Annotated in this window: 24 protein-coding genes; 6 read left to right on the forward strand and 18 right to left on the reverse strand. The window is 56.3% G+C overall.

The window, feature by feature from the left end:
- Nucleotides 1-364: 364 nt before the first annotated feature.
- From EBA31_RS19580 to EBA31_RS19590, 3 genes are all read left to right on the forward strand, one after another.
- Entirely contained in the window at nucleotides 365-1447 is a 1083-nt protein-coding gene (locus EBA31_RS19580) for a LacI family DNA-binding transcriptional regulator (protein WP_020828142.1), read from the forward strand.
- 82 nt (nucleotides 1448-1529) lie between these two features.
- Nucleotides 1530-2555, forward strand: coding sequence for a M4 family metallopeptidase (locus EBA31_RS19585; protein ID WP_115058262.1), 1026 nt, complete (start codon nucleotides 1530-1532; stop codon nucleotides 2553-2555).
- Complete coding sequence (locus EBA31_RS19590) at nucleotides 2555-2896, forward strand: protealysin inhibitor emfourin (protein WP_046372907.1); 342 nt, start codon at nucleotides 2555-2557, stop codon at nucleotides 2894-2896. Before EBA31_RS19585 ends, EBA31_RS19590 begins: the two co-directional genes overlap by 1 nt.
- Before the next feature lie 46 nt (nucleotides 2897-2942).
- On the opposite strand, the gene EBA31_RS19595 is transcribed toward EBA31_RS19590, so the two are convergent.
- From EBA31_RS19595 to ndk, 11 genes are all read right to left on the reverse strand, one after another.
- A complete protein-coding gene (locus tag EBA31_RS19595) occupies nucleotides 2943-3176 on the reverse strand; it encodes a zinc ribbon domain-containing protein (RefSeq protein WP_122080020.1) in 234 nt (77 codons plus the stop codon).
- Between the two features lie 13 nt (nucleotides 3177-3189).
- Nucleotides 3190-4146, reverse strand: a complete 957-nt coding sequence (locus tag EBA31_RS19600; RefSeq protein WP_020828147.1) for an AEC family transporter — start codon at nucleotides 4144-4146, stop codon at nucleotides 3190-3192.
- A gap of 99 nt (nucleotides 4147-4245) precedes the next feature.
- Nucleotides 4246-5733 (reverse strand): ribosome biogenesis GTPase Der, encoded by a 1488-nt coding sequence (gene der / locus EBA31_RS19605; protein ID WP_020828148.1) that lies wholly within the window; start codon nucleotides 5731-5733, stop codon nucleotides 4246-4248.
- Between the two features lie 254 nt (nucleotides 5734-5987).
- Nucleotides 5988-7169, reverse strand: a complete 1182-nt coding sequence (gene bamB / locus EBA31_RS19610; RefSeq protein ID WP_122080021.1) for an outer membrane protein assembly factor BamB — start codon at nucleotides 7167-7169, stop codon at nucleotides 5988-5990.
- 11 nt (nucleotides 7170-7180) lie between these two features.
- Nucleotides 7181-7801: a YfgM family protein gene (locus tag EBA31_RS19615; protein ID WP_046372904.1), complete on the reverse strand. Its 621-nt coding sequence runs from the start codon at nucleotides 7799-7801 to the stop codon at nucleotides 7181-7183.
- Nucleotides 7802-7814: 13 nt separating this feature from the next.
- On the reverse strand, nucleotides 7815-9089 hold the full coding sequence (gene hisS / locus EBA31_RS19620) for a histidine--tRNA ligase (protein WP_020828151.1): 1275 nt from the start codon (nucleotides 9087-9089) through the stop codon (nucleotides 7815-7817).
- A gap of 138 nt (nucleotides 9090-9227) precedes the next feature.
- Nucleotides 9228-10349 (reverse strand): flavodoxin-dependent (E)-4-hydroxy-3-methylbut-2-enyl-diphosphate synthase, encoded by a 1122-nt coding sequence (gene ispG, locus EBA31_RS19625; protein ID WP_020828152.1) that lies wholly within the window; start codon nucleotides 10347-10349, stop codon nucleotides 9228-9230.
- Between the two features lie 47 nt (nucleotides 10350-10396).
- Nucleotides 10397-11374 (reverse strand): cytoskeleton protein RodZ, encoded by a 978-nt coding sequence (rodZ, locus tag EBA31_RS19630; protein WP_020828153.1) that lies wholly within the window; start codon nucleotides 11372-11374, stop codon nucleotides 10397-10399.
- Nucleotides 11364-12113 (reverse strand): type IV pilus biogenesis/stability protein PilW, encoded by a 750-nt coding sequence (gene pilW, locus EBA31_RS19635; RefSeq protein ID WP_041414833.1) that lies wholly within the window; start codon nucleotides 12111-12113, stop codon nucleotides 11364-11366. Before pilW ends, rodZ begins: the two co-directional genes overlap by 11 nt.
- 85 nt (nucleotides 12114-12198) lie before the next feature.
- Nucleotides 12199-13395, reverse strand: a complete 1197-nt coding sequence (locus EBA31_RS19640; protein ID WP_020828155.1) for a bifunctional tRNA (adenosine(37)-C2)-methyltransferase TrmG/ribosomal RNA large subunit methyltransferase RlmN — start codon at nucleotides 13393-13395, stop codon at nucleotides 12199-12201.
- A 237-nt stretch (nucleotides 13396-13632) separates the two neighbouring features.
- The gene (ndk, locus tag EBA31_RS19645; protein WP_004952077.1) at nucleotides 13633-14058 is read right to left on the reverse strand and encodes a nucleoside-diphosphate kinase; all 426 of its coding nucleotides are present in this window, start codon (nucleotides 14056-14058) and stop codon (nucleotides 13633-13635) included.
- A 370-nt stretch (nucleotides 14059-14428) separates the two neighbouring features.
- Between ndk and EBA31_RS19650 the strand changes: the two genes are divergently transcribed.
- The 3 genes from EBA31_RS19650 (at nucleotide 14429) to EBA31_RS19660 (ending at nucleotide 18215) form a co-directional block, all read left to right on the forward strand.
- Nucleotides 14429-15466 (forward strand): LacI family DNA-binding transcriptional regulator, encoded by a 1038-nt coding sequence (locus EBA31_RS19650; protein ID WP_122080022.1) that lies wholly within the window; start codon nucleotides 14429-14431, stop codon nucleotides 15464-15466.
- A 123-nt stretch (nucleotides 15467-15589) separates the two neighbouring features.
- Complete coding sequence (gene nhaC, locus EBA31_RS19655; protein ID WP_020828157.1) at nucleotides 15590-17029, forward strand: Na+/H+ antiporter NhaC; 1440 nt, start codon at nucleotides 15590-15592, stop codon at nucleotides 17027-17029.
- A gap of 1 nt (nucleotide 17030) precedes the next feature.
- Nucleotides 17031-18215, forward strand: a complete 1185-nt coding sequence (locus EBA31_RS19660; protein WP_122080023.1) for a MalY/PatB family protein — start codon at nucleotides 17031-17033, stop codon at nucleotides 18213-18215.
- A gap of 57 nt (nucleotides 18216-18272) precedes the next feature.
- Here the strand turns inward: EBA31_RS19660 and sseB are convergent, their stop codons facing one another.
- The 7 genes from sseB to iscA form a co-directional block, all read right to left on the reverse strand.
- Nucleotides 18273-19103, reverse strand: coding sequence for an enhanced serine sensitivity protein SseB (sseB, locus tag EBA31_RS19665; protein ID WP_020828159.1), 831 nt, complete (start codon nucleotides 19101-19103; stop codon nucleotides 18273-18275).
- A 91-nt stretch (nucleotides 19104-19194) separates the two neighbouring features.
- Nucleotides 19195-20490, reverse strand: a complete 1296-nt coding sequence (pepB, locus tag EBA31_RS19670; RefSeq protein WP_162302907.1) for an aminopeptidase PepB — start codon at nucleotides 20488-20490, stop codon at nucleotides 19195-19197.
- A gap of 83 nt (nucleotides 20491-20573) precedes the next feature.
- Nucleotides 20574-20774 carry a Fe-S cluster assembly protein IscX gene (gene iscX / locus EBA31_RS19675; protein ID WP_020828161.1) on the reverse strand — a complete coding sequence of 67 codons (201 nt, stop codon included), beginning with the start codon at nucleotides 20772-20774 and terminating at the stop codon, nucleotides 20574-20576.
- 32 nt (nucleotides 20775-20806) lie between these two features.
- Complete coding sequence (gene fdx / locus EBA31_RS19680; RefSeq protein WP_004952086.1) at nucleotides 20807-21142, reverse strand: ISC system 2Fe-2S type ferredoxin; 336 nt, start codon at nucleotides 21140-21142, stop codon at nucleotides 20807-20809.
- Nucleotides 21143-21144: 2 nt separating this feature from the next.
- Nucleotides 21145-22995: a Fe-S protein assembly chaperone HscA gene (hscA, locus tag EBA31_RS19685; RefSeq protein ID WP_122080024.1), complete on the reverse strand. Its 1851-nt coding sequence runs from the start codon at nucleotides 22993-22995 to the stop codon at nucleotides 21145-21147.
- Between the two features lie 219 nt (nucleotides 22996-23214).
- The gene (gene hscB, locus EBA31_RS19690) at nucleotides 23215-23736 is read right to left on the reverse strand and encodes a co-chaperone HscB (RefSeq protein ID WP_020828163.1); all 522 of its coding nucleotides are present in this window, start codon (nucleotides 23734-23736) and stop codon (nucleotides 23215-23217) included.
- Between the two features lie 62 nt (nucleotides 23737-23798).
- Nucleotides 23799-24122 carry an iron-sulfur cluster assembly protein IscA gene (iscA, locus tag EBA31_RS19695; protein WP_004952089.1) on the reverse strand — a complete coding sequence of 108 codons (324 nt, stop codon included), beginning with the start codon at nucleotides 24120-24122 and terminating at the stop codon, nucleotides 23799-23801.
- Nucleotides 24123-24212 lie beyond the last annotated feature (90 nt).

Raw genomic sequence — 24212 nt, forward strand, 5'->3', positions numbered from 1 at the left:
TGTCTTCTCTCCACGACGGCTGCCCGGTGCAACAGCGCGCCTTTTGGTAGGGTACGTTTTGGTATCGAAGGTATGGGCCATGGAAAACTGCGGTATGTCTGACAAAGACCAACGCATCACGATCACAACCACATGATTTATTTTCTTTTTATTTATAATTCAGTCCATTAATTGGACTGATAAATCTATAAAGTTGGTATACCAATTCAGACTAACCAGCCGGAAGCGTGAGCGAAACGAGGTTTTTTGCAAAAATTCTCATGCATAGAATAAAAGCTCGCCATAATGGCGACAGAAGCCTGACAGTACGCTGAAAAAACACCGTGAAAATATTTTCATTACCGAATTTGAAGGAGATCACAGAATGAACGGAAAGCTGAAAATACAGGAAATTGCCCGGCAAACCGGGCTGTCGATCAGCACCGTTTCACGTGTATTAGCCGGTAAGTCCAATACCAGCGTCGAAGCTCGACAAAAGGTGTTGGCCTGCGCTCAACAGAACGGCATTCTGCAGGGCATTTCCAGCGGCAGGCTGATGCTCAATAACGTGATGGTCTTCGCCCCCCAGCGCGCTTTTGATGTGCGCACCGATATCTTCTACTACAAGGTGATCCAGGGGATCTCCGCCGCATTAGCTGAGCATGAAGTGCGGATCCGCTATTGTGGGCTGGAAGAACTGCACAGCGACGGCGCGTTGTTTCTGGAAAAAATGAGCGATCCGCAAACTCAGGCGGCGCTGATTATCGGCATCGACGACGAACACATTCACCAGTTGGCCGCCGACCTGAATAAACCCTGCGTACTGATTAACTGCACCGACCGCCAGATGCGGCTCGACAGCGTGTCACCCGATCACCAACTGATTGGCGAGTTCTCCGCCAACTATCTGATGCAACAAGGGCATAGCCATATTTTGAATCTGCAATGCCTGCGCCGCCACACCATGGAACTGCGGCTGGCGGGTATTAAACAAGCCTATGCGCGGCACAATATCGCCTTTGACGACGGCCGCCATCTGGTGACTACTTCCGGCTTCGGCAGCGAAGAGGCCGAACAGGCGCTTACCACCTTTATCAACCGGGTGAGCCACCGCTCGCAGCTGCCAACGGCCATTCTTGCCGGTGGCGACTACATGGCGGTCGGCGCGGTCAAAGCACTGAACAAGCTGCAGCTGAGCGTGCCGGGCGATATCTCGGTGATGAGCACCGACGGCTTCAATCTGGCGGAAATTCACGACGTGCCGCTCACCTCGGTGCAGGTACCGCGCGACGAACTGGGTTATGAGGCGATCCAACTGCTGCAACGCCGCATGCTGCGCGCCGATGCACCGCCTTGTAACCTGCTGCTGCACGGCAAACTGGCGGTACGCGCCTCGGTCAAACGCATCAGTCCCCATAAAACCAGCCCGGCGGTCAGCACCCATGACCACCGCCTTTACGATGTCTGAACTACACTTAGTGGCAGAATATTTATAAATACCCGATAGCTTGAAAGATGAGGGCTAAATTTTTTGCCTAAGGAGAGCCACTATGCCGACCCTGACAGCACGTTCAGTCATTCCCCCTTATATGCTGCGCCGAATCATCGAACACGGCAGCCTACCGCAGCGCGACTGCGCATTGCACACCCTGAACCACGTCCAGAGCCTGCTCGGTAACAAGCCGTTGCGTGCGCCCGGCGCGAAAACCGCCAGCGCCGGCCAGGTTATTCGCGATATTTACGACGCCGAAAACGGTACCCAACTGCCCGGAAAACAGGTGCGTAATGAGGGCCAACCCAGTAACCACGACGTCGCAGTAGATGAAGCTTACGACTACCTCGGCGTGACCTACGATTTCTTCTGGCAGGCATTCAAACGTAATTCTCTGGACAATCGCGGTCTGCCGCTGACCGGCAGCGTACATTACGGCAAGGAATACCAAAACGCCTTTTGGAACGGCCAGCAGATGGTCTTCGGCGACGGTGACGGCGAAATCTTTAACCGTTTTACCATCGCCATCGACGTGGTTGGCCATGAACTGGCGCATGGCGTTACCGAAAGCGAAGCAGGGTTAATTTACTTCCAGCAGGCTGGTGCGCTGAATGAGTCGCTGTCCGACGTGTTTGGTTCTCTGGTTAAACAATTCCACCTCAAACAGACCGCGGATAAAGCCGACTGGCTGATTGGCGAGGGACTGCTGGCGAAAGGCATCAACGGCAAGGGCCTGCGTTCCATGTCGGCCCCCGGTACGGCTTACGACGATCCGCTGCTGGGGAAAGACCCGCAACCGGCCAGCATGAAGGACTATATTCAGACCAAAGAGGATAACGGCGGCGTACACCTTAACTCCGGCATTCCCAACCGCGCTTTCTATCTGGCAGCTAAAGCACTGGGGGGTTTTGCCTGGGAAAAAGCGGGCTATATTTGGTACGACACGCTTTGCGACAAGACGCTGCCGCAGGACGCCGACTTCGCTACCTTTGCCCGCACTACGGTAAAACATGCGCAACAACGTTTCGACGGTGACGTGGCGGATAAGGTGCAGCAGGCCTGGCATCAGGTGGGGGTGGAATAATGAAACCCTTGCCGACGCTCAATCAGGACACGGTCATTGAGCTGGCACGTGAAGGCGGCTTCGCCTTTATTCCCAAACTGGCTGGCCAGCGGCGCATTGCGCTGGCCGATATTACGCCGGAACAGCGGCAACGTCTGAATCAACTGTTGAACCAGACGCTGCCCTACGCGCAAGAGGAGGGGCAGCCAGGTTCTCCCGGCTGCGGCGACCAGCGCTACTTCCGCGTGCAAATCAGCTATTACAGCCAAACATTGAGTAGTGAAATCGTGCTGCTGATACCGGAAACCAGCGCCCCGCAGGCATTGATCGACCTTTGGAAAACCGGTCAGGTCGATGAGTGAACGGTTCTATAGTGAGGGACGCAACGGCGAGTTAATCGGGGCGAATCTATTCGCCCTCTACCCAAGGTGTATAGCTGAACAACACGCGCTTTTTCGATATCAGCCCATGGCCATTTTGGCACAGATAATCTACCGCGCCGCAGGCCTTCAATTCTTGCAGCGGCTGCCGGCATTCCGGACACTCGGCCAACTGGCGATAATCGCTGTGACAGGCTTCGCAATGATAGTGACCCCTCACCCACTGCATTGCCTGGTGACATTGCGGACATAGCGCTTCCATAGACTCTCCCGAGTTAAATTACGCCCCATGAGCGTAAGAAATAGATCCCCAGCGCGGTGGTGAAAAACGACCCGACGGTGGTGATGGCGATAATGTTCGCCGCCAGCGTGGCATTGCCGCCCATGGCGCGCGTCATGACATAACTGCCGGAGGCGGTTGGCGTGGCCGAGAACAGGAAGATAATCCCCAATGCCGCGCCCTGGAAACCGCATAGCCAGCCACCCAACGTCATCAATATCGGCACCAGAAACAGTTTGGCGCTGGAGGACAGCGCCGCCACATTAGACGAGCGGAACATGGCGCGCAAATCCAGGCTGGCACCGGTGCACAGCAGCGCCAGTGGCAACGACAACCCTGAGATATAGCTGCCGGTTTGCCGGATAACCTGTGGGATTTCCAGCCCGGTCTGGGCGAACAGCAACCCACACACCAGGCCGATAATCAGCGGGTTAGTGACGATACTGCGCAACAGCGACAGCCGGCTGATCTTCTTACCCTCTCCGCCCTGCAGGCTGCGGGTCAGGGTCACCACCGACAGTACGTTAAACAGGATCACCGTGACCGTCAGGTATAACGACCCCAGCGCAACCCCTTCGCTGCCATAAGCGGTCATGGCATAGGCCAGGCCGACGATGGCGGTATTGGCACGGAAACCACCCTGAACAAAGACGCCGCGCTCACGCGGTTCTTTCACCAGCCAGACGGCGGCTATCTCCAGCAACAGGAAAGTGGCGACGGTGCCGACCGCACCGTAGATCACCAGCGACAGGTTACCCAGCAGCTGCGGATGATTGGTGGCAATGCTGAAGAACAGCAAGCAAGGCAGCGCCAGATTGAACACCAACCGCGTGGCGCCATCAATAAAGCGGTCGTCCATCATCCGCCAGTGGCGTAGCAGCACGCCCAGCAACATCATTAACAGATTGGGTACGGTGACGCTGAACGCAAAACTCCAGGTTTCCCAGGACATGGTGTTCCTTCAGGCTGACGGCGGTAATCTTCAGATAATAAAACGATTTTGGCGCAATAAAAAAGGGGCGCGGTATGGTTACCGCGCCCCTCGTACTGATTATTTGCTTTTCTTCAGGTGGCTCATCAGGCGTTTACGTTTACGCATCTGGTTCGGCGTCAGCAGGTTGCGCTTGCCGGCGAACGGGTTTTCACCCTCTTTGAACTGGATGCGAATTGGCGTACCCATCACCTTCAGAGAACGACGGAAGTAGTTCATCAGATAGCGTTTGTACGAGTCGGCCAGATCGGTTACCTGGTTGCCGTGGATCACCACAATCGGCGGGTTGTACCCACCGGCGTGCGCGTATTTCAGCTTCACGCGGCGGCCACGCACCAACGGTGGCTGGTGGTCATCGGCAGCCATCTGCATGATTTTGGTCAGCATCGAGGTGTTCACGCGACGCGTCGCGCACTCGTAAGCTTCCTGTACCGATTCGAACAGGTTACCCACGCCGCTGCCGTGCAGAGCGGAAATGAAGTGCACACGGGCGAAGTCGACAAAGCCCAAGCGCAGATCGAGCATCTCTTTGACGTGCTCGCGATCTTCTTCGCTCATGCCATCCCACTTGTTGACCGCAATCACCAGTGAGCGCCCACTATTGAGGATAAAGCCGAGCAGCGAGAGATCCTGATCGGAAATGCCTTCGCGCGCATCGACGACCAGCAGCACAACGTTTGCGTCTTCGATCGCCTGCAGGGTTTTGATTACCGAGAATTTCTCTACGGTTTCCGTTACCTTGCCGCGTTTACGCACCCCGGCGGTGTCGATCAGCACGTATTCGCGCTCGTCGCGGACCATCGGGATATAAATGCTGTCACGGGTGGTGCCCGGCATGTCGTACACCACCACACGCTCCTCGCCGAGGATACGGTTAGTCAGTGTGGACTTACCAACGTTAGGACGGCCAACGATTGCCAGCTTGATCGGCAAATCTTGCGGGTTGAAGTCATCTTCCGGCTCTTCTTCCTCGTCTTCAGGCAGTTCACCTTCTTGCTCGGCCCAATAAGCAGCGTTAGCCTCTTCTTCGGTCAGCTCGACCTCTTCCGGTTTTTCACCGACAAACGGCACCAGCACGTGTTCGATCAGCTGCGCCACGCCACGACCGTGGGAAGCGGCAATCGCATGCACGTCACCCAGCCCCAGCGAGTAGAAATCGGCGGTGGCCATGTCTGGATCCATGCCGTCGGTTTTGTTGGCGACCAGGAAGGTGGCTTTCTGGCGGTTGCGCAGATGCTGGGCGATGCCCTGATCGGCAGGCATCAGACCGGCGCGGGCATCGACCATAAACAGCACGATGTCTGCTTCTTCGATCGCCAATAGCGACTGGCCAGCCATGCGGGTTTCAACGCCGTCTTCGGTACCGTCAATACCCCCGGTATCGACGATGATGAATTCATTGCCCTCAACTTCTGCACGACCATACTTGCGGTCTCGCGTTAGCCCGGGGAAATCCGCCACCAGCGCATCGCGCGTATGTGTTAAACGGTTAAACAAGGTGGATTTACCCACATTCGGGCGCCCAACTAGCGCGACGACAGGTATCATTGTGAAGCCTCATTACTTAATAATCAATGCGTTACTGCACTATGGATAGACACCAGAAGTGCAGCTTATAAAATACGAAACGGCCCCTGAACACTCAGGAGCCGTTTTCCCCTTCATCTTTCGCGCCACAGCGGCGTTGTCTGCGCACCTTCGCCCCGGTCACTTAGTTCACTAAGCTCCCGAGGACTCATGCGCTTGCCGCCTGGCTGCAACCCGAAAGCTTTCGGGTGCAAGAAGGGTCACGACGAGCGGCGTTAGCGGGTGAAAGCGTAAACTTTTCCGCCCTTCGCCTGGATGACCAGCTTATCGCTGGCTACCATCGGCGCAGACAGGAAGCCGGAGCTATCCACTTCCTGCTGGGCAACAAAACGGCCGTCCGTGGTGTTAATCCAGTGCAGGTAACCTTCGGAGTCACCGGTCACCAGGTAACCATTATACATCACTGGCGGGGTCAGGTTGCGGTGCAACAGCTCGCTCTGCGTCCATACGGTGACGCCACCTTCGGTGCTCAGCGCGACCACGCGATCGTTCTGATCGACCAGGTAAATGCGGCCTGCATCAACGATAAAGTCGTTTACCGAGCCCAGTTCACGTTTCCACAAAATCTGGCCGGAACGCAGATCCAGCGCCGTCAGGTTGCCATTGTAACCTAATGCGTAGACAACGCCTTCAACAATCACCGGCGTAGTGTCGACATCGTTCAGACGATCGATTTCGGTCGCGCCGCTCGGCTGGGAAATACGCTGCTGCCAGATCAGCTGACCTTGCTGCATCAGTACGGCACTGACGCGGCCGTTATCACCGCCGACAATGGCTGCGCCAAAGGCAACGGCCGGAGCAGACTCGCCGCGCAACGACAGCGAAGGCATATCCAGGTTAACCGTCCACTTCACTGCGCCATCAGATTCATTCAGCGCCTGCAATTGACCGTTGGAGGTATGGATCAGTACCATGCCGTCGCTGATCACCGGACGCGAAATCGCTTCACCGGCCACCTTGGTCTGCCAGGCTACCTTACCGTCAGCGGTGTTCAGAGCGTAAACGACGGCTTTCTCGCTGCCGACATAAACTTTGTCGCCCGCAACAGCCATACCGCCCGACAGCAGCGCCGGCAGGTTGCTGGAGAAGAAGCCGGTCTTCTCGGAGAGATCAACCTTCCACTTTTCGTTACCGCTGTCGGCATCCATCGCTTTCACGAGACCGTGGCGATCGGCAGCATAAATGGTGTTGTCCTGGAAAGCAGGACGCAGGTGAGAATAGAACTCACCGACGCCATCGCCGACCGAGGTACTCCACGCCTTGCTTGGCGTGAACTGATTTTCAACTTTCGGCAGCGGCGACATGGTAACCACGTCTTCTTCACTGTTGAACAGTGAGCAACCACTCAACAAGGCAACGGAAACCAGTCCGACCAAGAGTGTTTTACGCAATTGCATGGGAATTCCCCTTAGCTGGACAAGTTATTCAATTTCATGCGCAGCAGAACCTGCAGCGCCTGAGAAGCGTTAGACTCAATGCCTTTGCTGTACGCCTCGCGCGCACCTTTGGTGTCGCCTTTGGCCAACAGCACGTCGCCGCGCGTATCCTGCGCCATCGCCGCCCAGCCTTCGCCTTTCACGCCATCCAGCGTTTTCAGCGCTTCATCCAGCTTTTTCTCCTGCAACTGCACACGGGCCAGACGCAGGTTAATCATCGAAAGCAGGTTTTCATCTTTGGTCTGGCCCTGAGCCAGCACCAGCTGTTGGTCCGCTTTGGCAAAGTCGTTCTGCTCAACAAAATGCTTCGCCAGTTCCAGCGAGGCCAGCACGCCGTAGCTGTTGCTGTTGGCCTGGGCGAACTTCTCCGCAGCGGCCACGTCGTCTGGTTTACCGACCGCCAGACGATCGCTGGCTTCCTGATAAGATTGGGACGCAATCATCATGTTGGAGTTCTCGTGGCTCTGCCAGTAACGCCAGCCGACCAGGGCACCAATTCCGAGCACCACGCCCACTGCCAGCGCTTTGCCGTTTTCGGCAAAGAACCGACGCACGGCGTCGACTTGTTCGTTTTCAGTGGTATAGACTTCCACGGTGTCCTTCTCCTTAACCTAACATCAAAGCCAGACGCACAGCGACTTCGCTCTGCGCCAGCGTTTCTTGTTCACCACTGCGCAGGTCCTTGACGACCACCTGCTCGGCTGCGACTTCGTTCTCGCCCAGGATCAAGGCAACGCGCGCACCCCATTTATCCGCACGGGTGATCTGCTTCTTAAAGTTACCGCCGCCGTAGTTGGTCATCAGTTTCAACTGCGGCGCGGCATCGCGAACGCGTTCTGCCAACTGCATCGCCGCGCTCTGCGTACCAGCACCGGAAGAGATCACGTACACGTCAATGGTTGCCGGAGCTTTAAACTCTGGGTTGACCGCCTGAACCAGCAGCACCAAACGCTCCAGGCCCATCGCGAAACCGACTGCTGGCGTTGCACGCCCGCCCAGTTGCTCGACCAGACCGTCATAACGGCCACCGGCGCACACCGTCCCCTGAGCGCCCAGACTGGTGGTCACCCATTCGAATACCGTACGGTTGTAATAGTCCAGACCGCGCACCAGGCGTTCATTGATGGTATATGGGATACCTGCCTGGGCCAAAAGTTCACACAGACCTTCGAAGTGGGCTTTGGATTCTTCATCCAGATACTCGGACAGGCGCGGCGCATCGTTCAACAACGCTTGCACTTCCGGGTTTTTGGAGTCCAGCACGCGCAGCGGGTTGCTGTACATACGGCGTTTGCAATCTTCGTCCAGCTTGTCTTGATGCTGTTCCAGGAACGCCACCAAAGCATCACGGTAATTGGCGCGAGCTTCCAGTGAGCCGATGGAATTCAGCTCCAGCTTAACGTGATCAGCGATGCCCAGCGCTTTCCACCAGCGGGCGCTCAGCAGGATCAGCTCGGCGTCGATATCCGGGCCCTGCAGGCCAAACACTTCGGCACCCAGTTGGTGGAATTGACGGTAGCGGCCTTTTTGCGGACGCTCGTAGCGGAACATCGGACCGACGTACCAAAGACGCTGCTCCTGATTGTACAGCAGACCATGTTCGATGCCGGCGCGAACGCAACCAGCGGTCCCTTCCGGACGCAGCGTCAGGCTTTCGCCATTGCGATCGTCGAAGGTATACATCTCTTTTTCTACGACGTCGGTCACTTCGCCGATCGCGCGTTTGAATAACGGGGTCTGCTCTACAATCGGCAAGCGGATTTCGCTGTAACCGTAGCCGCTCAGCACCTGCTTGAGGATGCCTTCAATACGCTGCCATAATGCCGTTTCTTCCGGCAGGTAGTCGTTCATGCCGCGAATGGCTTGAATGTTCTTTGCCACGTGAGTTCTCTGTCCGTTGTCTATAAAAATGAACCCGATTATAGGGACTTTGCCGTCCCGTATTCAACGCGAATGCAGAGTTCTGCTCCCGGGTTCATAAACAAGCGGGCTAAAAAGCCCGCCGTATCGGTATAATGCTTATTTTTCCAGCAGGTTGACCGAGATGCGATTGCTCTCATCCATCATCGACGCCTTGGCGCGAATTTTGGCTTCCAACTGGTCAATCATCTGCTCGTTGTCGAAACGATCTTTCTGGCGCACGCCGTCTTCGTAGAAGCCGCTCTTTTTATGGCCGCCGGTAACGCCCAGCGTGGACACCAGCGCTTCGCCCGGCCCATTGACCACGCAGCCGATAATCGAAATGTCCATCGGCGTGATGATATCTTCCAGGCGCTGTTCCAGCGCGTTCACCGTACCGATAACGTCAAACTCCTGACGTGAACAGGTCGGGCACGCGATGAAGTTAATGCCGCGAGCGCGGATACGCAGCGACTTCAGAATGTCGAAACCGACCTTGACCTCTTCCACCGGATCGGCCGCCAGCGAGATACGCAGGGTATCGCCAATGCCTTCCGACAGCAGCAGACCCAGGCCAATCGCCGACTTGACCGAACCACTGCGTGCGCCACCGGCTTCGGTTATGCCGAGATGCAGCGGCTGATCGATACGCGCCGCCAGCAGCCGGTAGGATTGCACCGCCAGGAACACATCGGAAGCCTTGACGCTGACCTTGAACTGGTCGAAGTTGAGGCGATCGAGGATATCAACGTGGCGCATGGCGGATTCAAGCAGGGCTTCCGGCGTAGGTTCACCGTACTTTTCCTGGATGTCTTTCTCCAGCGAGCCGCCGTTCACCCCGATACGGATTGGGATGTTTTTATCGCGTGCGCAGTCCACAACTGAACGGATACGCGACTCGTTACCGATATTGCCCGGGTTGATACGCAGGCAGTCTACGCCGTATTCAGCCACCTGCAGCGCAATGCGGTAATCGAAGTGGATATCGGCGACCAGCGGCACGTTGACCTGTTGCTTGATCAGCTTGAATGCCTCGGCGGCATCCATGGTGGGGACTGAAACGCGGACGATATCGACGCCCACGCGCTCCAGCGCTTTAATCTGATTGACCGTGGCTTCGACATCGGTAGTACGGGTGTTAGTCATCGACTGCACAGCAATCGGCGCACCATCACCAATAGGCACATTGCCGACGTAAATTCGCGTTGATTTTCGACGGATGATGGGCGATTGGTTATGCATTACTTACTCTCCATTGTTGCTCTGACTTAACGACAATGGCCGCGCAATTACTGCGCGGCAACGGTCAGACGAGCAACACGGTTTGACTTAACAAACCGGCTTAAATCAACCGGCTTACCTTGATATTGAATCTGTACTGCGGCCGGTGCGCCAATGGTCAGTTTATAAGGCGCGGTGCCCGCCAGGCTCAGCTTACCGCCGTTCTTCTGGCTACCGCTGTACAACGTTTTGCCGCTGGCGTCAGTCACCTGCAACCAGCAGTCGGCGGTGAAGTTCATCACCAGCGCGTTAGGATCAACCGCCGGTGCAGCTACGCCCGCATCTGCCGTCGGCAACGGTGCGGTTGGCGCCGCAGGCGTTGTCTCAGGCAACGTGGTTTGGCTTGGTGAAACCACCGCAGGCTGCTGCGCGGTTGCACTGCCGGTCACGGCCGGAGTCTGTGATTGCTGTGCTGCTGCGCCCGCACCGGTGTCAACCGGTGTGGAGCCATTGTCGGCCAAAGGTGCGCTGTTGTCGGCATTGCTGTCGGTCAACGGTACGGATTGGCCTTCATTGTTCTGTGAAAGCTGGGCAGAAGATTGATCGGCCATGGTGGCGATCTCTTCCTGTTGGGCCTTGTGATTTTGCCACCACCAGGCACCGGTCAAGCCGACCACCACGAAAACGATCAACCAGGTGAAGCTCATCAGCCAGCCGTCGCGTTTTTTACGGCGCTTGCCCAGAGAGAAGCTTTGCATCGGAGCCACTTTCGCGACCTTCAACGGCGCCTGCTTGGCCAGCATCGGCAGCAGTTCATCCTCTGGCAAACGCACCAGCTTGGCATAAGAGCGGATATAACCACGCACGAAGGTTGAAGCCAGGTCTGCGGACAGATTGTCTTCTTCAATATCGCGCACGGTAGACATTTTGAGGCACAGGCGTTCTGCAACGGCCTGTTGACTCAACCCGAGTTGTTCACGGGCCTGACGCAGACGTTCGCCTGTCGTCATTGATACGGTTTTATCTTGGGAGGCTTCAGTATTCATTAGCTAAGAACTGCTGGTACTGTTTGGATTGTGGAAAACTTCGCGATAACTGCTTGCCATAACGTTGCACGCTATCTTGGCGCCCGGCTAACGCGGCGAAACGAATCTGTAACCATAAGCTGTCGGCGCTGGCCGGCAGAACATGTTGATAACTATCCAATAAAAGTTGCGACTGTGCGCGCTTCCCTTCTCCAAATTGCTTTTCTGCCTCCACCAACAGTGGAGTGCCCTTGTCCGGATCGATCTTCAAAGCACGTGTTAACAAAATACGTGCCTCGTCGTTTTGTCCGGCTTTGAGAAAACAGTAACCTGCGTTTTCCAGGCTGTCGGCAACCTGACCGTAATCCGGTGCCACTGCTGCTGCGCTAAACTGCTGTTGTGCCGGTACATACTGCCCTAAACTGCAAAGAAACGCACCGTAATTATTCAGCACTGTGCCATTGTTCGGCGCAAGTTTGAGCGCCTGCTGATAACGCTGTTCAGCCGCGCTGTTCTCGCCAATCCGCTGCTCGTAGAGCGCCATACCCAATTGGGTACGGTAATCCTGTGGGGCGGCGTCTGCCGCTTTCTCCAGATTCTGGCGCGCGGCGTTTAAATCGCCCTGCTTCAGATATTCCAGACCCAGTTGCAATCGCGTCTGACTGGCTTCAGGCAGCGCGTCTTTTTCTTCCGGCGCTGAACCGGAACAACCGGCCAGTAACCCGGCCGCCAGCAACGTACCCCACAGAATCAGCTTCATGCCTGCATTCATTTCCTTGTCAGATGTTACCTTGACGTCTTTTCACATAACAGACTGTAAGATAACAAAAATCATGCTATAGGATTCAGACCGCACGCACGGTGATAGGTTCCCCGGCCATTTTCTTTTTCAGGGTACGCTTGGTGCGGTCGATCACTTCACCCGCCAGTTGCCCGCAGGCGGCATCGATATCGTCCCCACGGGTTTTACGAACAATAGTCGTAAAGCCGTATTCCATCAACACTTTGGAAAAACGATCCACGCGGCTGTTGGAGCTGCGGCCGTAAGGCGCGCCCGGGAACGGGTTCCATGGGATCAGGTTGATCTTGCATGGCGTGTCCTTGAGGACTTCCGCCAGCTGGTGTGCGTCGTCGGTGCTGTCGTTGATATGATCCAGCATCACGTACTCGACCGTCACCCTGCCCTGATTGGCGTTGGATTTTTCCAGATAGCGGCGTACCGCAGCCAGGAAGGTCTCAATGTTGTATTTGCGGTTGATCGGCACGATGTCATCGCGGATCTTGTCGTTCGGCGCATGCAGCGAGATCGCCAGCGCGACGTCGATCATATCACCCAGCTTGTCCAGCGCAGGCACTACGCCCGAGGTCGACAGGGTCACGCGGCGTTTTGACAGGCCAAAACCGAAATCATCCAGCATGATTTCCATCGCCGGCACCACGTTGGTCAGGTTAAGCAAGGGCTCACCCATGCCCATCATCACCACGTTGGTGATCGGGCGCTCGCCGGTGACTTTCAGTGCACCGATGATTTTCGCCGCACGCCACACCTGGCCGATGATTTCCGACACGCGCAGGTTGCGGTTAAAGCCCTGCTGAGCGGTTGAACAGAATTTGCATTCCAGCGCGCAACCCACCTGGGAAGAAACACACAGGGTCGCACGGTCGCCGTCCGGGATATACACGGTTTCCACCTGCTGATCGCCCACCTTGATAGCCCATTTAATGGTGCCGTCGGCTGAGCGTTGTTCTTCCGCCACTTCTGGCGCACGGATTTCGGCGACGCTTTGCAATTTATTGCGCAGGACCTTGTTGATATCGGTCATCTGCTCAAAATCATCGCAGCAATAGTGGTACATCCACTTCATCACCTGATCGGCACGGAAGGGTTTCTCGCCCATTTTGGCGAAAAACTCACGCATTTGCTGACGGTTCAGATCCAGCAGATTAATTTTGGCCACAGCCGGTTTTTCCGCGTTAACGGATTGAGTAGTCAGCGAATTATTTTCAGACACGATGTGCTCGGACGTGATGGGTTCTAACATAATTGATCTCTGGCCTCGTTGTTACACTTTATGGCGCGAAAGAGTGGAAAGTAAGTGCGTCGCTCAGCCCATAAAAATCGGGCGACGGCGCTAAAAGCGCGCCCCTGACAAGATGACTCATCAGGGGCGCGGCATTGTACAAATTTTAGTAGCTGCTTTCCACGTCTGAAAGGCATTCAGGGCATTTTTATTGTTTCAGCCAGTGAATGCCATACTTCAGCGTCGAAATGACAGCAATTAACGCGGGCAGATTTCGCTTTCGTTGAAGAAGTAAGCGATTTCGCGCTGAGCAGATTCTACTGCGTCAGAACCGTGTACGGCGTTGGCAGTGAAGCTGTCCGCGTAGTCAGCACGCAGGGTGCCGGCCAGAGCGTTGTCTGGGTTGGTTGCGCCCATGATGTCACGGTTGCGCTGTACTGCATTTTCCGCTTCCAGAACCTGAACCACGATCGGGCCAGAGGTCATGAATTCAACCAGACCATCGAAGAATGGGCGGCCTTTGTGCTCAGCGTAGAAGCCTTCGGCTTGTTCGCGAGTCAGACGCAGCATTTTGGATGCGATGATTTTGAAACCGGCACGCTCAAAGCGAGCATAGATTGCGCCGATGTCGTTGTTAGCTACAGCGTTTGGTTTAATGATGGAAAAGGTACGTTCTACGGTCATGATGGCCTCTGTATAACTTCCAAAACAGGCCGGTCTGAAAACAGGTGCCGGCCTTCTCAAGTGGCGCAGATTATATGTGTGCCGTTAACGCTTGCCTACGGGAAAATCAACATTTCATTAAAAAATTATTATCCTGATTCTTCACTTTGCGGCACAGAGCACAGGTTGTACGAACTCATACGGACCGAGTCTCAAAACGCGCTGCCGTTACCGACCCTTCCCTGCTTCACAATGAACTGCCATGCCGATCACAGTGCGTGACACTCTGAGTTGAGTTTATGACTATATTCTTTTAAAACAAAAAGATAATAAAAATCATCCAGACTTGGCCCCGCCCATTTCGGCAGCCGCGAAACCAGCAGGAAATGATATGGCCACCATGAAAGACGTTGCCCGACGCGCTGGCGTTTCCACCGCCACCGTCAGCAGGGTGATCAACAGCACCGCTTATGTTGAACCCGTCACCCGTGAACGCGTTGAAAAAGCCATGCGCGAGTTTAACTATCATCGAAATGCCGCCGCGCTGGCGCTGGCGAAACGCAGCGGCAATATGCTGGGGTTGCTGACCGGTAACCTCGACGAGCCGTTTTTCTCGCGACTGGCCCGAGGCGTGGAAGATATCACGCGCAAAGACGGTGTAAAATTGATGGTCTGCAGCGGTGGCCATCAGGCCGAACTGGAGAAAAACGGCCTGGATTTCCTGATCAATCAAGGCTGCGAATCGATTGTTGCCCACGTCACCCGCATGAGCGATGCCGATATTCTGCGTTATGCCGCCCACACTCCGGCGATGGTGGTGATCAACCGCTATTTGCCCGCCATCGCCAATCGCTGCATCTGGCTGGACAACGTCAGCGCTTCTCAGGCCGCCACCCGAATGCTCATCGAGCGCGGACACCGCAACATTGCCTGCATCACCACAGATCTGCCGATCGATGACCGCAAACAGCGTCTCGAGGGATATCGAACCGCGATGGCCGAAGCCGGGATTGCGGTGCCGGGTGACTGGATCATCAGCGTCCCCTTCAATGAGCAAGGGGGCGAAGCAGCGGCAGAGAAAATCCTCGCCAGTAAGCAGGCTTTTACCGCCGCGCTGACATTCAACGACGTAATGGCCGCCGGCATGATGCGCACCTTTCGCCAGCGGCGGATGAACCTGCCCGAAGATATCTCGATTGTCGGCTTCGATGACGTAGCCCTGGCAAAATACCTCCACCCGCCGTTGACTACCGTGCATTATCCGATTGAGAAAATGGCCCGACGCGCGGCCAATTTGGCGCTGCAACTCAATTCAGGCACCGCCGTTACGCCGCAGAACAATCGGTTTTCCGCTGAGCTGATCCTGCGGGACTCGGTGGCCTTTATGGAAAAAAATCCCCCATTTGAAGAAAACAAGGCCGCCAAGTGAGAGATCACTCACATAACGCGCCTTCATGTAATCGATTACATCGCCAATGGCCCGCGCTCACACCTCATTCACTGCAAATTCATTAGGCTTGCGTCACTTCCCCATCCTTAACCGGAGTTGTAAATGAATGACAAAAAGAAGCTCAACCTGGGGTTAGCGATGCTCCCCATTGTGGCCATGCTGTTGCTGCTTATCATAGGCTATGGCCAACTGGGTCTGCGGATCGAACCGCTGCTGCTGGCTTCCGCCGGCATTGCCGCTGCGCTGGCCTACTGGCAGGGCTATCGCTGGGACGACATCATTGATTCCATCGTCGCCAAGCTGGCCAAAGCCATGCCGGTGATTATGATATTGATTTGTGTGGGCGGGCTGATCGGCACCTGGATGTTCAGCGGTACCATTCCTTATATGGTTTATTGGGGGCTCAAACTGATCAGCCCTCAATATATCCTGATCGCCGCGTTCTTCATTACCAGCGTGATTTCCGTGTGTACCGGTACATCCTGGGGGGCAGCAGGCACCGTCGGGGTCGCGCTGATGGGCGTAGCCGCCGGGCTGGATGTGCCATTGGCCGCCGCCGCGGGCGCCGTCGTTTCCGGGGCCTATTTTGGCGACAAAATCTCCCCATTGTCTGACTCAACCAATTTCGCGGCCATCGTTGCGGACACCGACCTTTACAGCCATATCCAGCACCTGATGTATACGACGCTTCCGAGCTTCATTTTAGCGGCGGTGGTGTATCTGATTGCCGGACACACCAGCGCCGTCGGCAGCGTGGCTACACCGGAAAAAGTCACCGAGATCGTGACGGCGCTAGAGAGCCTTTATCACTTCAACCTGTTGCTAATCCTGCCCCCGGTTTTGGTGCTGTGGGGCGCGGTGACCAAACGCCCGGTGATCCCGGTCATGCTGGCAGCCTGTGCGCTGGCTATCGCCATCGGCGTACTTCTGCAGGGGTTCAGTCTGCAACAAGGCTTAAATGCGCTGATGGATGGTTTTAACCTTTCAATGTTTGCCACTCAAGGGCACGGCATCAACGGTATCGTCGAAGATGTGCCTCGCCTGCTCAACCGGGGCGGTATGTTTTCGATGATGAGCACCATCCTGCTGGTCTTCTGCGCCTTTTCCTTTGCGGGCGCATTAACCCTGACCGGGGCATTGACCGTCATCATCAATCGGCTGCTGAAAGTGGTTCACACTACCGGCCAACTGATCGCCGCAACGGTTGCAACCACCATTCTGGTCACCGGCGCCACCAGCGACGGCAAATTGGCGCTGCTGATCCCCGCTGAACTCTTCAAAGGCGCCTATCGCCGCATGGGCCTGGACAATAAAAACCTGTCGCGGACCGTAGAAGATGCAGGCACCGTCATTGAACCGTTAATCCCGTGGACCGCCGCAGGCATTTATATGGCGACCACCCTGGGGGTCAGCACGCTGGATTTGCTGCCCTGGGCCATCCAATGCTACGCCGCCGTGGTATTCGCCCTGATTTACGGGTTTACCGGGTTCGGGATCGCCAAGATACAGCCACAGCAAGATTTACAGCGTAAGGAAGCCTGACGTGAAAAAAACCGATTTTAACCAGATCATCAACCGCCACCACACCGGCTCGGTGAAATGGGACTTTATCGACCGCTATCTGCAACTCGATGAAACCGACCTGCTGCCGATGTGGGTGTCAGATTTTGACTTCCAGTGTCCGCAGGAAGTCCGACAGGCGCTGCATCACCGCGTTGAACACGGCATATTCGGTTACAGCGAACGCGATGACCAGTATTACCAGGCGGTGATGGACTGGTTCGCGAAACGGCACCAGTTGCCTTTGCAGCGGGAGTGGTTCACCTCCATCGAAGGCGTGGTTCCCGGTCTGGCGATCCTGATCCAACTGCTAAGCCAGCCCGGAGATCCGATCGTGATCCAGGGGCCGTACTACGGATCTTTTGCCAAGATCGTTACCCTGAACGGCAGAGAGGTGCTTGAAAATCCTTTAGCCCTCGGCCCGCAAGGCTATCAATTCGACTTCGATCATCTGGAGGCGTGTTTTGAACAGCGCAAGCCCCCGTTGCTGCTGCTGTGCAATCCGCATAACCCAACGGGCCGGTGCTGGACCCGCGACGAACTGACGCAGTTGATGACGCTGTGCAGCCGCTATGGCGTAACGGTTATCTCCGATGAAATCTGGGCCGATCTGCTGCTGCCCGGTGAGACCTTCACCTCCGTGCTGCATCTGGACGAGAGCTGGCAAGACCATGTGATTTCTGCGACTTCCGCCAGCAAGAGCTTTGGCCTGTCGTCACTGCGCATCTCAAACTTCCTGATCCCCAACGATCAAACCCGAAATGCGTTTGTCGAACGCCTCAATGCCCATGGGTTGGATGTCTTCAATGCGCTGTCGATGACCGCCGCCACGGCCGCCTATCAGCAAGGGGAAACCTGGCTTGATGCTCTGCAGCAATATCTGGCAGACAACCGGCGCTGGTTTGAACAGGCCTTAGCCTATGCCGCCCCCTGGTGCAAAATGACCCGGGCCGAAGGCACCTATCTTGCCTGGCTGGATTGTCGCGCTTTGGGCCTGGATGACAATGCGCTTCAACAGGCGCTGATCCACCAGTCAAAAATTGCTGCCTCCATGGGCGTCAGTTTTGGCGAACAGGGAAAAGGATTTATCCGCCTCAATCTCGGCTGCCCGCGTCAATATCTTGAAAGCGCCATTGCAGGGCTTGCGCGATTAAAACCGTCGCTTTGATCAGCAGGAAAAAGCAAGCGCTACCGGCAGAATGCGCGCCGGTAGCGAAAAGCAGGATTATTGGGTTTTGTCGGTCGAAGGAATGATATTACGCAGCCAACTGCCCCAGCGGCGCTGGTAGAAGGGTTGGGTATGGGTGATCAGGTAATGGCTGACCCCACGCTCCTTTTCAGAGACCAGACAAAAATCTACCGGCTCGTCATTGGGCGCAGTTTCGCTGGCAACGCTTCCTGCTTCGTTGATCAGCGCTTCAATTTCCGCCGGCTCACCGTCCACTTCCAGTCCGACCAACAGATTTGGTTTTTCGTCGACCGCCTGATCGTGCATCAGCGCCAAAAACGCACGGCGTACCGGCTTGCGTTGACTGAAAAGCGTGGTCAAGGCATCGACCATCGCCGATGGGTACTCCTCCGGCTGACCCAACAGGATCTGGGTATCCTTGTCGATATAACGTTCCGCCGGTTTGGCTACGCCACCGGTGGCCAGCAGCATTGCCACTTCTTCAGGATAAAACTCTTTGCCGTACTCGGCCTTAGGGTTGAGGAACAGATCCGCGCCCTGAGTGATTTCGAACAATACCCGCGCCGGCATGGCGATAAACGGCTGTTCGTCTTCAACGGCCTTTTGCAGCGCTTCTACCGAGCTAAAAAACGGAATGATGCTGCCGCCGTCCTGTTTTTCCCAGTGCTGAATATTCACCGGCGTATCGGCGTTCAGCGTGATGTCACCGCCATGCTGTACCTGTTCGCTGTCACCGAGGATCAACACTGTCGCGTCGAGCAACTCACGGAAAAACGCCGGGCGATGGGCCGGCTCGGTCACCGCCAGCTTCAGCAGGCGTTCAAGTTCGTTTTCGCCTGTGGCGGTATCGTGATGGTGAGAACTCATGACAAACTCCAGCAATCAAATAACGGGGCCCAGCATGCTGGGCCCCGACAATAAAACGACGTTCAAGCCGCCCGCCAAGGCGGGCATGCCATTATTTGGCTTTGCTCAGCAACAGGTTGGCCAGGGCACGCACACCCAGACCGGTCGCACCGGCAGACCATTGATCCACCGCGCCCTTACGGTAAGTGGCGGAGCAGTCAATGTGCAACCAGCCTTTCTGATAATTCTGCACAAAATGCGACAGGAATGCAGCCGCGGTGCTGGCACCGGCAGTATAGGCCGGACCGGCAATATTGTTCAGTTCAGCAAAGTTGGACGGCAGTTGGCTGCGGTGGAACTCAGCCAACGGCAGGCGCCAGAAAGGCTCTTGCTCGGCAGCCGCGCTGGTCAGCAGTTCCTGTGCCAAAGCATCATCGAAGCTGAACAACGCATGGTAATCGTTACCCACCGCCGTTTTCGCCGCACCGGTCAGGGTGGCGCAGTCGATGATCAACTCAGGGTTTTGTGCAGAAGCATCGATCAGTCCGTCAGCCAGTACCAGGCGCCCTTCCGCATCGGTGTTCATAACCTCAACGGTTTTGCCGTTACGATAACGGATGATGTCACCCAGTTTGAAGGCGTGGCCGCTAACCATGTTATCGGCGCAGCACAGATAGAGTTTCACGCGCTGTTTCAGACCACGTGCCGCCGCCAGCGCCAGTGCGCCGGTAATGGTGGCCGCACCGCCCATATCCGCTTTCATGGAATCCATAAATGCACTTTGCTTCAGGCTGTAGCCACCGGTGTCAAAGGTGATGCCTTTGCCCACCAGGCAAGCAAATACCGGCGCTTCCGGGTTGCCGGTCGGGTTGAAGTCCAGTGCCAACAGCACCGGTGAACGATCGGAGCCCCGGCCCACGGTGTGAATACCGGCGTAGTTTTGCTCGCGCAGATCTTCACCCTTGGTAATACGATAGCTGACGGCATCGCAGCCAACGTCACACATCAGATCAACCGCGCGCGTAGCCAGTTGTTCCGGCCCCAGCTCTTCCGCCGGCATATTGATGGTGTCGCGTACCCAGTCAACAATCTTCAGACGCTGTTCCAGCTCTTTGCGTTCCGCTTCCGGCAGCTCTGCCCATTCGACGCTGCGCTTGCCTTTTGGCCCGCGGAAACCTTGCCAGAACGCCCAGCTGTTCTCCAGATCCCAGCCATCGCCGGCCAGTTTGACGTTCTTGACACCTTGGCCGTCAATCTTGCGGGCAGCACGCTGGATGCCCCCCAGCTTGTCGTTGCCGATCAGGTGAATGGTCATTCCTCGATCATCAGTGCTCAGCAGCGCTTTCTCGCCCCAGCGAGCGTCGGCAGGTTGGTTCGACAGCGTTACCTGCATGAATTCAGTTGTCATAGCCTTCTTACTCCGGATTATTCTTTTATTAATCGTGTCGGATACAAAATAAACGGGCCGCCTATGGCAGCCCGTTACGCTATTTACTCCGCTTCATCTAACCAGACCAGCAGGATCGCTTCCAGTATTTTCTCATTGGAAGCCTGTGGATCGTCGTCAAAATCTTCCAGATCGCAAATCCACTGATGCATGTCGGTAAAACGTACGGTTTTCGGATCGGTATCCGGGTATTGGTCGTACAGGGCTTCGCCGATTTCACGGCTATCGGTCCACTTCAGTCCCATTATTATCTCCAGCTCTGCGCCGCGGCTAGCAATTAATGCTCACGCGCATGGTTAACGGTATAACGCGGCATTTCGACCACCAAATCTTCGTCGGCCACCAGCGCCTGGCAGCTCAGGCGGCTTTCCGGCTCCAGACCCCAGGCCTTGTCCAGCATGTCGTCTTCCAGCTCGCTGCTCTCTTCAAGAGAGTCAAAGCCTTCGCGCACGATGCAGTGACAGGTGGTGCAGGCGCAGGATTTCTCGCAGGCATGCTCAATTTCGATACCGTTGCGCAGTGCAACGTTGAGGATTGACTCCCCTTGCTCAGCTTCCAGTACCGCCCCCTCCGGGCATAAATCTTGATGGGGCAGGAAAACAATTTTAGGCATGATTAAACCTCATCCACAGAATGGCCAGCCAGCGCACGGCGAATGGAAGCATCCATGCGGCGCGCGGCAAAGTCTTGCGTTTGTGCATCTAATGTTTTTATTGCGGCTTCGATAGCGGCAGGATCGGTGCCCTGCGTCGCCTGTTGCAAAGCGTCCACCGCAGCGGCGATCGCCGTACTTTCGGCCTCGCTCAGTAAAGCAGCATCGCTTGCCAGTGCGCCCTGCAGGCTTTCCAGCACCCGAGACGCCTCTACCCGCTGTTCTGCCAGTTTGCGTGCGCCAACATCGCTCTGCGCATTGGCCATCGAGTCTTTGATCATACCGGCGATTTCGGCGTCAGAAAGGCCGTACGACGGTTTAACCTGAATCGAAGCCTCAACGCCGGTGGATTTCTCCATCGCGGTAACGCTCAACAGGCCGTCGGCATCCACCTGGAAGGTGACGCGAATATGCGCGCCACCGGCAGGCAGCGGCGGTAAGCCACGTAGCGAGAAGCGCGCCAGCGAACGGCAATCCTGCACCAGCTCACGCTCACCCTGCAGCACGTGGATCATCATCGCGCTTTGGCCGTCTTTGAAAGTGGTGAATTCCTGGGCACGCGCCACCGGAATGGTGGTGTTGCGCGGGATCACTTTTTCGACCAGACCACCCATGGTTTCCAGACCCAGCGACAGCGGGATCACGTCCAGCAGCAGCATGTCGCTGTCCGGCTTGTTGCCCACCAGAATATCGGCCTGAATGGCGGCACCGATGGCGACCACTTTATCGGGATCAATCGAGGTCAGCGGCGTGCGGCCAAAGAACGCGCCTACCTGCTCGCGCACCAAAGGTACGCGAGTGGAACCGCCAACCATCACCACTTCCAACACGTCTTCAGCATTGACGCCGGCGTCTTTCAGCGCACGGCGGCAAGCCATCAGGGTGCGTTTAACCAGTGTGGCGATCAAAGCGTCGAACTGTGCTCGCGTCACTTCGCCCTGCCAACCGGCAACTTCCACGCTCACGCTGTCGGCATCGCTCAGAGCTATCTTGGCGGCAATGGCTGCGTCCAGCAGTTGACGCTGAACCCCGTGATCGCTACGGTCGGCCACGCCGGCCTGTTCCCGCAGCCAATCGGCCAGCAGGTGGTCAAAGTCGTCGCCGCCCAACGCGGAATCGCCGCCGGTGGCCAACACTTCGAACACGCCGCGGCTCAGCCGCAGAATGGAAATATCAAAGGTGCCGCCGCCCAAATCGTAAACCGCGATGATGCCTTCCTGCCCGGAATCCAGGCCATAGGCAATCGCCGCCGCCGTAGGTTCGTTCAGCAGGCGCAGCACGTGCAGCCCGGCCAGACGCGCAGCGTCCTTGGTGCCCTGGCGCTGTGCATCGTCAAAATACGCGGGAACGGTGATCACCACGCCGTCCAAATCCCCTTCCAGCGCGGTTTGCGCACGCGCGGCAAGCGCTTTGAGGATATCGGCGGAAACGCCTACCGGGTTAACCGGACCGGCGGCGGTAAGGATCATCGGCAAGCCGTTATCGCTGGCCTGGAACTGGTACGGCAGGTTCGGGTAACGCTGCTGTACGTCGGCCAGAGAACGGCCCATCATGCGTTTGATTGAGCTGATGGTGTTGGCGGGATCCTGTGCGGCCTGCTGGCGCGCATCCCAGCCGACACGCAAGGTGTCAGACTGATAGTGCACCACCGAGGGCAGTAAATCGCGCCCCTGGGCATCGGCCAGCGTTTCCGCCTGCCCGCTGCGGACCGTGGCGACCAGAGAGTTGGTGGTGCCTAAATCAATACCGGCAGCCAGACGGCGCTGGTGCGGCGCGGCGCTGAGGCCGGGCTCACTAATTTGTAATAAGGCCATATTGAAGCTTCCACAATCAGAAGGTGTACCCGTCGCTTTTCAAGTTATAGCGTTGTTAGCTGCTTACAAGGCCCATCCATGGTCCTTGCCCTTTCAGGGCCGCTGCAAGCAGCGTTCAAATCTGTTCCCGACAGATTTGTCGCTCACCCCGGTTACTTAAGTAAGCGCCCGGGGATGAGCGAGCTGGCCGCCTAGCCGTAACTCGAAATTCATAGGGTTTTACTCAAAACCCAGCAGTTTTTCTTCGAGTTGTTCAACCTGTTGCTGGAGTTTGTCCAAAAAGCGTAGCTTGCGCACGGTATCGGCGGCCTCGGGCCACTGCTGGTTATCCAGCTGCTGCACCATCAGCGCAGTGCGCTGTTTGACCGTTTCGTTCACCCGCGCGCCAAAGTCGGCCAGCAGGCTTTCCGCCTCCGCTTTACGCTCAATGGCGTCGAGCTCTTCACGCAATTCCAGCTGTTCCATCAGGAAAGCGGTATCCCGCAGGGTATGCTGCTCGTTGCCCAAATCAAAACCGTGCAAAGATAACATATACTCTGCGCGTTTTAATGGGTGCTTCAGCGTTTGGTAGGCTTCATTGATAGTCGCCGCCTGTTGCAACGCCATCAGGCGTTCGCGTTCCGGCTGGAGAGCATTGCGATCGGGATGGAATTGACGTTGCAGATCCTGATAGCGAGATGCAAGCAGGCTGCCGTCCACGAGATAGCGAACTGGCAGCCCGAATAAAGTAAAGTAATCCATAGCGTGCTCTGGGCTTTATCGGATGAAGTTCCCCCGCGCCGGCGGGGGAGCTTGACGGACTGTCAGACGTTGAAACTTTCGCCGCAGCCGCACTCGCTTGAGACATTGGGGTTGTTGAACTTGAAGCCTTCGTTCAGGCCTTCCTTAACGAAATCAAGCTCGGTGCCGTCAAGGTAGACCAGGCTCTTGCCGTCAATGATCACCTTAACGCCTTTGTTTTCAAAAACGATGTCGTCATCGTTCATTTCGTCAACAAATTCCAGCACGTACGCCATCCCGGAGCAGCCAGAGGTTCTCACCCCCAGACGCAGGCCAAGACCCTTGCCGCGGTTATTCATAAATGCCTGAACACGCTGCGCAGCGCTGTCGCTCATGGTAATTGACATCACAACCTCATACTCAATATTCCCAACCTGTAGCAAAACCGATGTTGGGGGGCTAACCGGTGTAGGGGGCGAATATATTCGCCCCAATCA

It is taken from the genome of Serratia sp. P2ACOL2, from assembly GCF_003691565.1.
Classification (GTDB): domain Bacteria; phylum Pseudomonadota; class Gammaproteobacteria; order Enterobacterales; family Enterobacteriaceae; genus Serratia; species Serratia liquefaciens.

Coding starts and splice junctions, on each gene's coding strand:
- EBA31_RS19595 (WP_122080020.1), bottom strand. CDS start 3,176: ATGGAAGCGCTATGTCCGCAATGTCACCAGGCAATGCAGTGGGTGAGG.
- fdx (WP_004952086.1), bottom strand. CDS start 21,142: ATGCCTAAAATTGTTTTCCTGCCCCATCAAGATTTATGCCCGGAGGGG.
- EBA31_RS19590 (WP_046372907.1), top strand. CDS start 2,555: ATGAAACCCTTGCCGACGCTCAATCAGGACACGGTCATTGAGCTGGCA.
- sseB (WP_020828159.1), bottom strand. CDS start 19,103: ATGAGTTCTCACCATCACGATACCGCCACAGGCGAAAACGAACTTGAA.
- EBA31_RS19585 (WP_115058262.1), top strand. CDS start 1,530: ATGCCGACCCTGACAGCACGTTCAGTCATTCCCCCTTATATGCTGCGC.
- nhaC (WP_020828157.1), top strand. CDS start 15,590: ATGAATGACAAAAAGAAGCTCAACCTGGGGTTAGCGATGCTCCCCATT.
- hscA (WP_122080024.1), bottom strand. CDS start 22,995: ATGGCCTTATTACAAATTAGTGAGCCCGGCCTCAGCGCCGCGCCGCAC.
- hscB (WP_020828163.1), bottom strand. CDS start 23,736: ATGGATTACTTTACTTTATTCGGGCTGCCAGTTCGCTATCTCGTGGAC.
- der (WP_020828148.1), bottom strand. CDS start 5,733: ATGATACCTGTCGTCGCGCTAGTTGGGCGCCCGAATGTGGGTAAATCC.
- bamB (WP_122080021.1), bottom strand. CDS start 7,169: ATGCAATTGCGTAAAACACTCTTGGTCGGACTGGTTTCCGTTGCCTTG.
- EBA31_RS19580 (WP_020828142.1), top strand. CDS start 365: ATGAACGGAAAGCTGAAAATACAGGAAATTGCCCGGCAAACCGGGCTG.
- iscA (WP_004952089.1), bottom strand. CDS start 24,122: ATGTCAATTACCATGAGCGACAGCGCTGCGCAGCGTGTTCAGGCATTT.
- pilW (WP_041414833.1), bottom strand. CDS start 12,113: ATGAAGCTGATTCTGTGGGGTACGTTGCTGGCGGCCGGGTTACTGGCC.
- EBA31_RS19640 (WP_020828155.1), bottom strand. CDS start 13,395: ATGTTAGAACCCATCACGTCCGAGCACATCGTGTCTGAAAATAATTCG.
- rodZ (WP_020828153.1), bottom strand. CDS start 11,374: ATGAATACTGAAGCCTCCCAAGATAAAACCGTATCAATGACGACAGGC.
- ispG (WP_020828152.1), bottom strand. CDS start 10,349: ATGCATAACCAATCGCCCATCATCCGTCGAAAATCAACGCGAATTTAC.
- EBA31_RS19600 (WP_020828147.1), bottom strand. CDS start 4,146: ATGTCCTGGGAAACCTGGAGTTTTGCGTTCAGCGTCACCGTACCCAAT.
- ndk (WP_004952077.1), bottom strand. CDS start 14,058: ATGACCGTAGAACGTACCTTTTCCATCATTAAACCAAACGCTGTAGCT.
- EBA31_RS19650 (WP_122080022.1), top strand. CDS start 14,429: ATGGCCACCATGAAAGACGTTGCCCGACGCGCTGGCGTTTCCACCGCC.
- iscX (WP_020828161.1), bottom strand. CDS start 20,774: ATGGGACTGAAGTGGACCGATAGCCGTGAAATCGGCGAAGCCCTGTAC.
- pepB (WP_162302907.1), bottom strand. CDS start 20,490: ATGACAACTGAATTCATGCAGGTAACGCTGTCGAACCAACCTGCCGAC.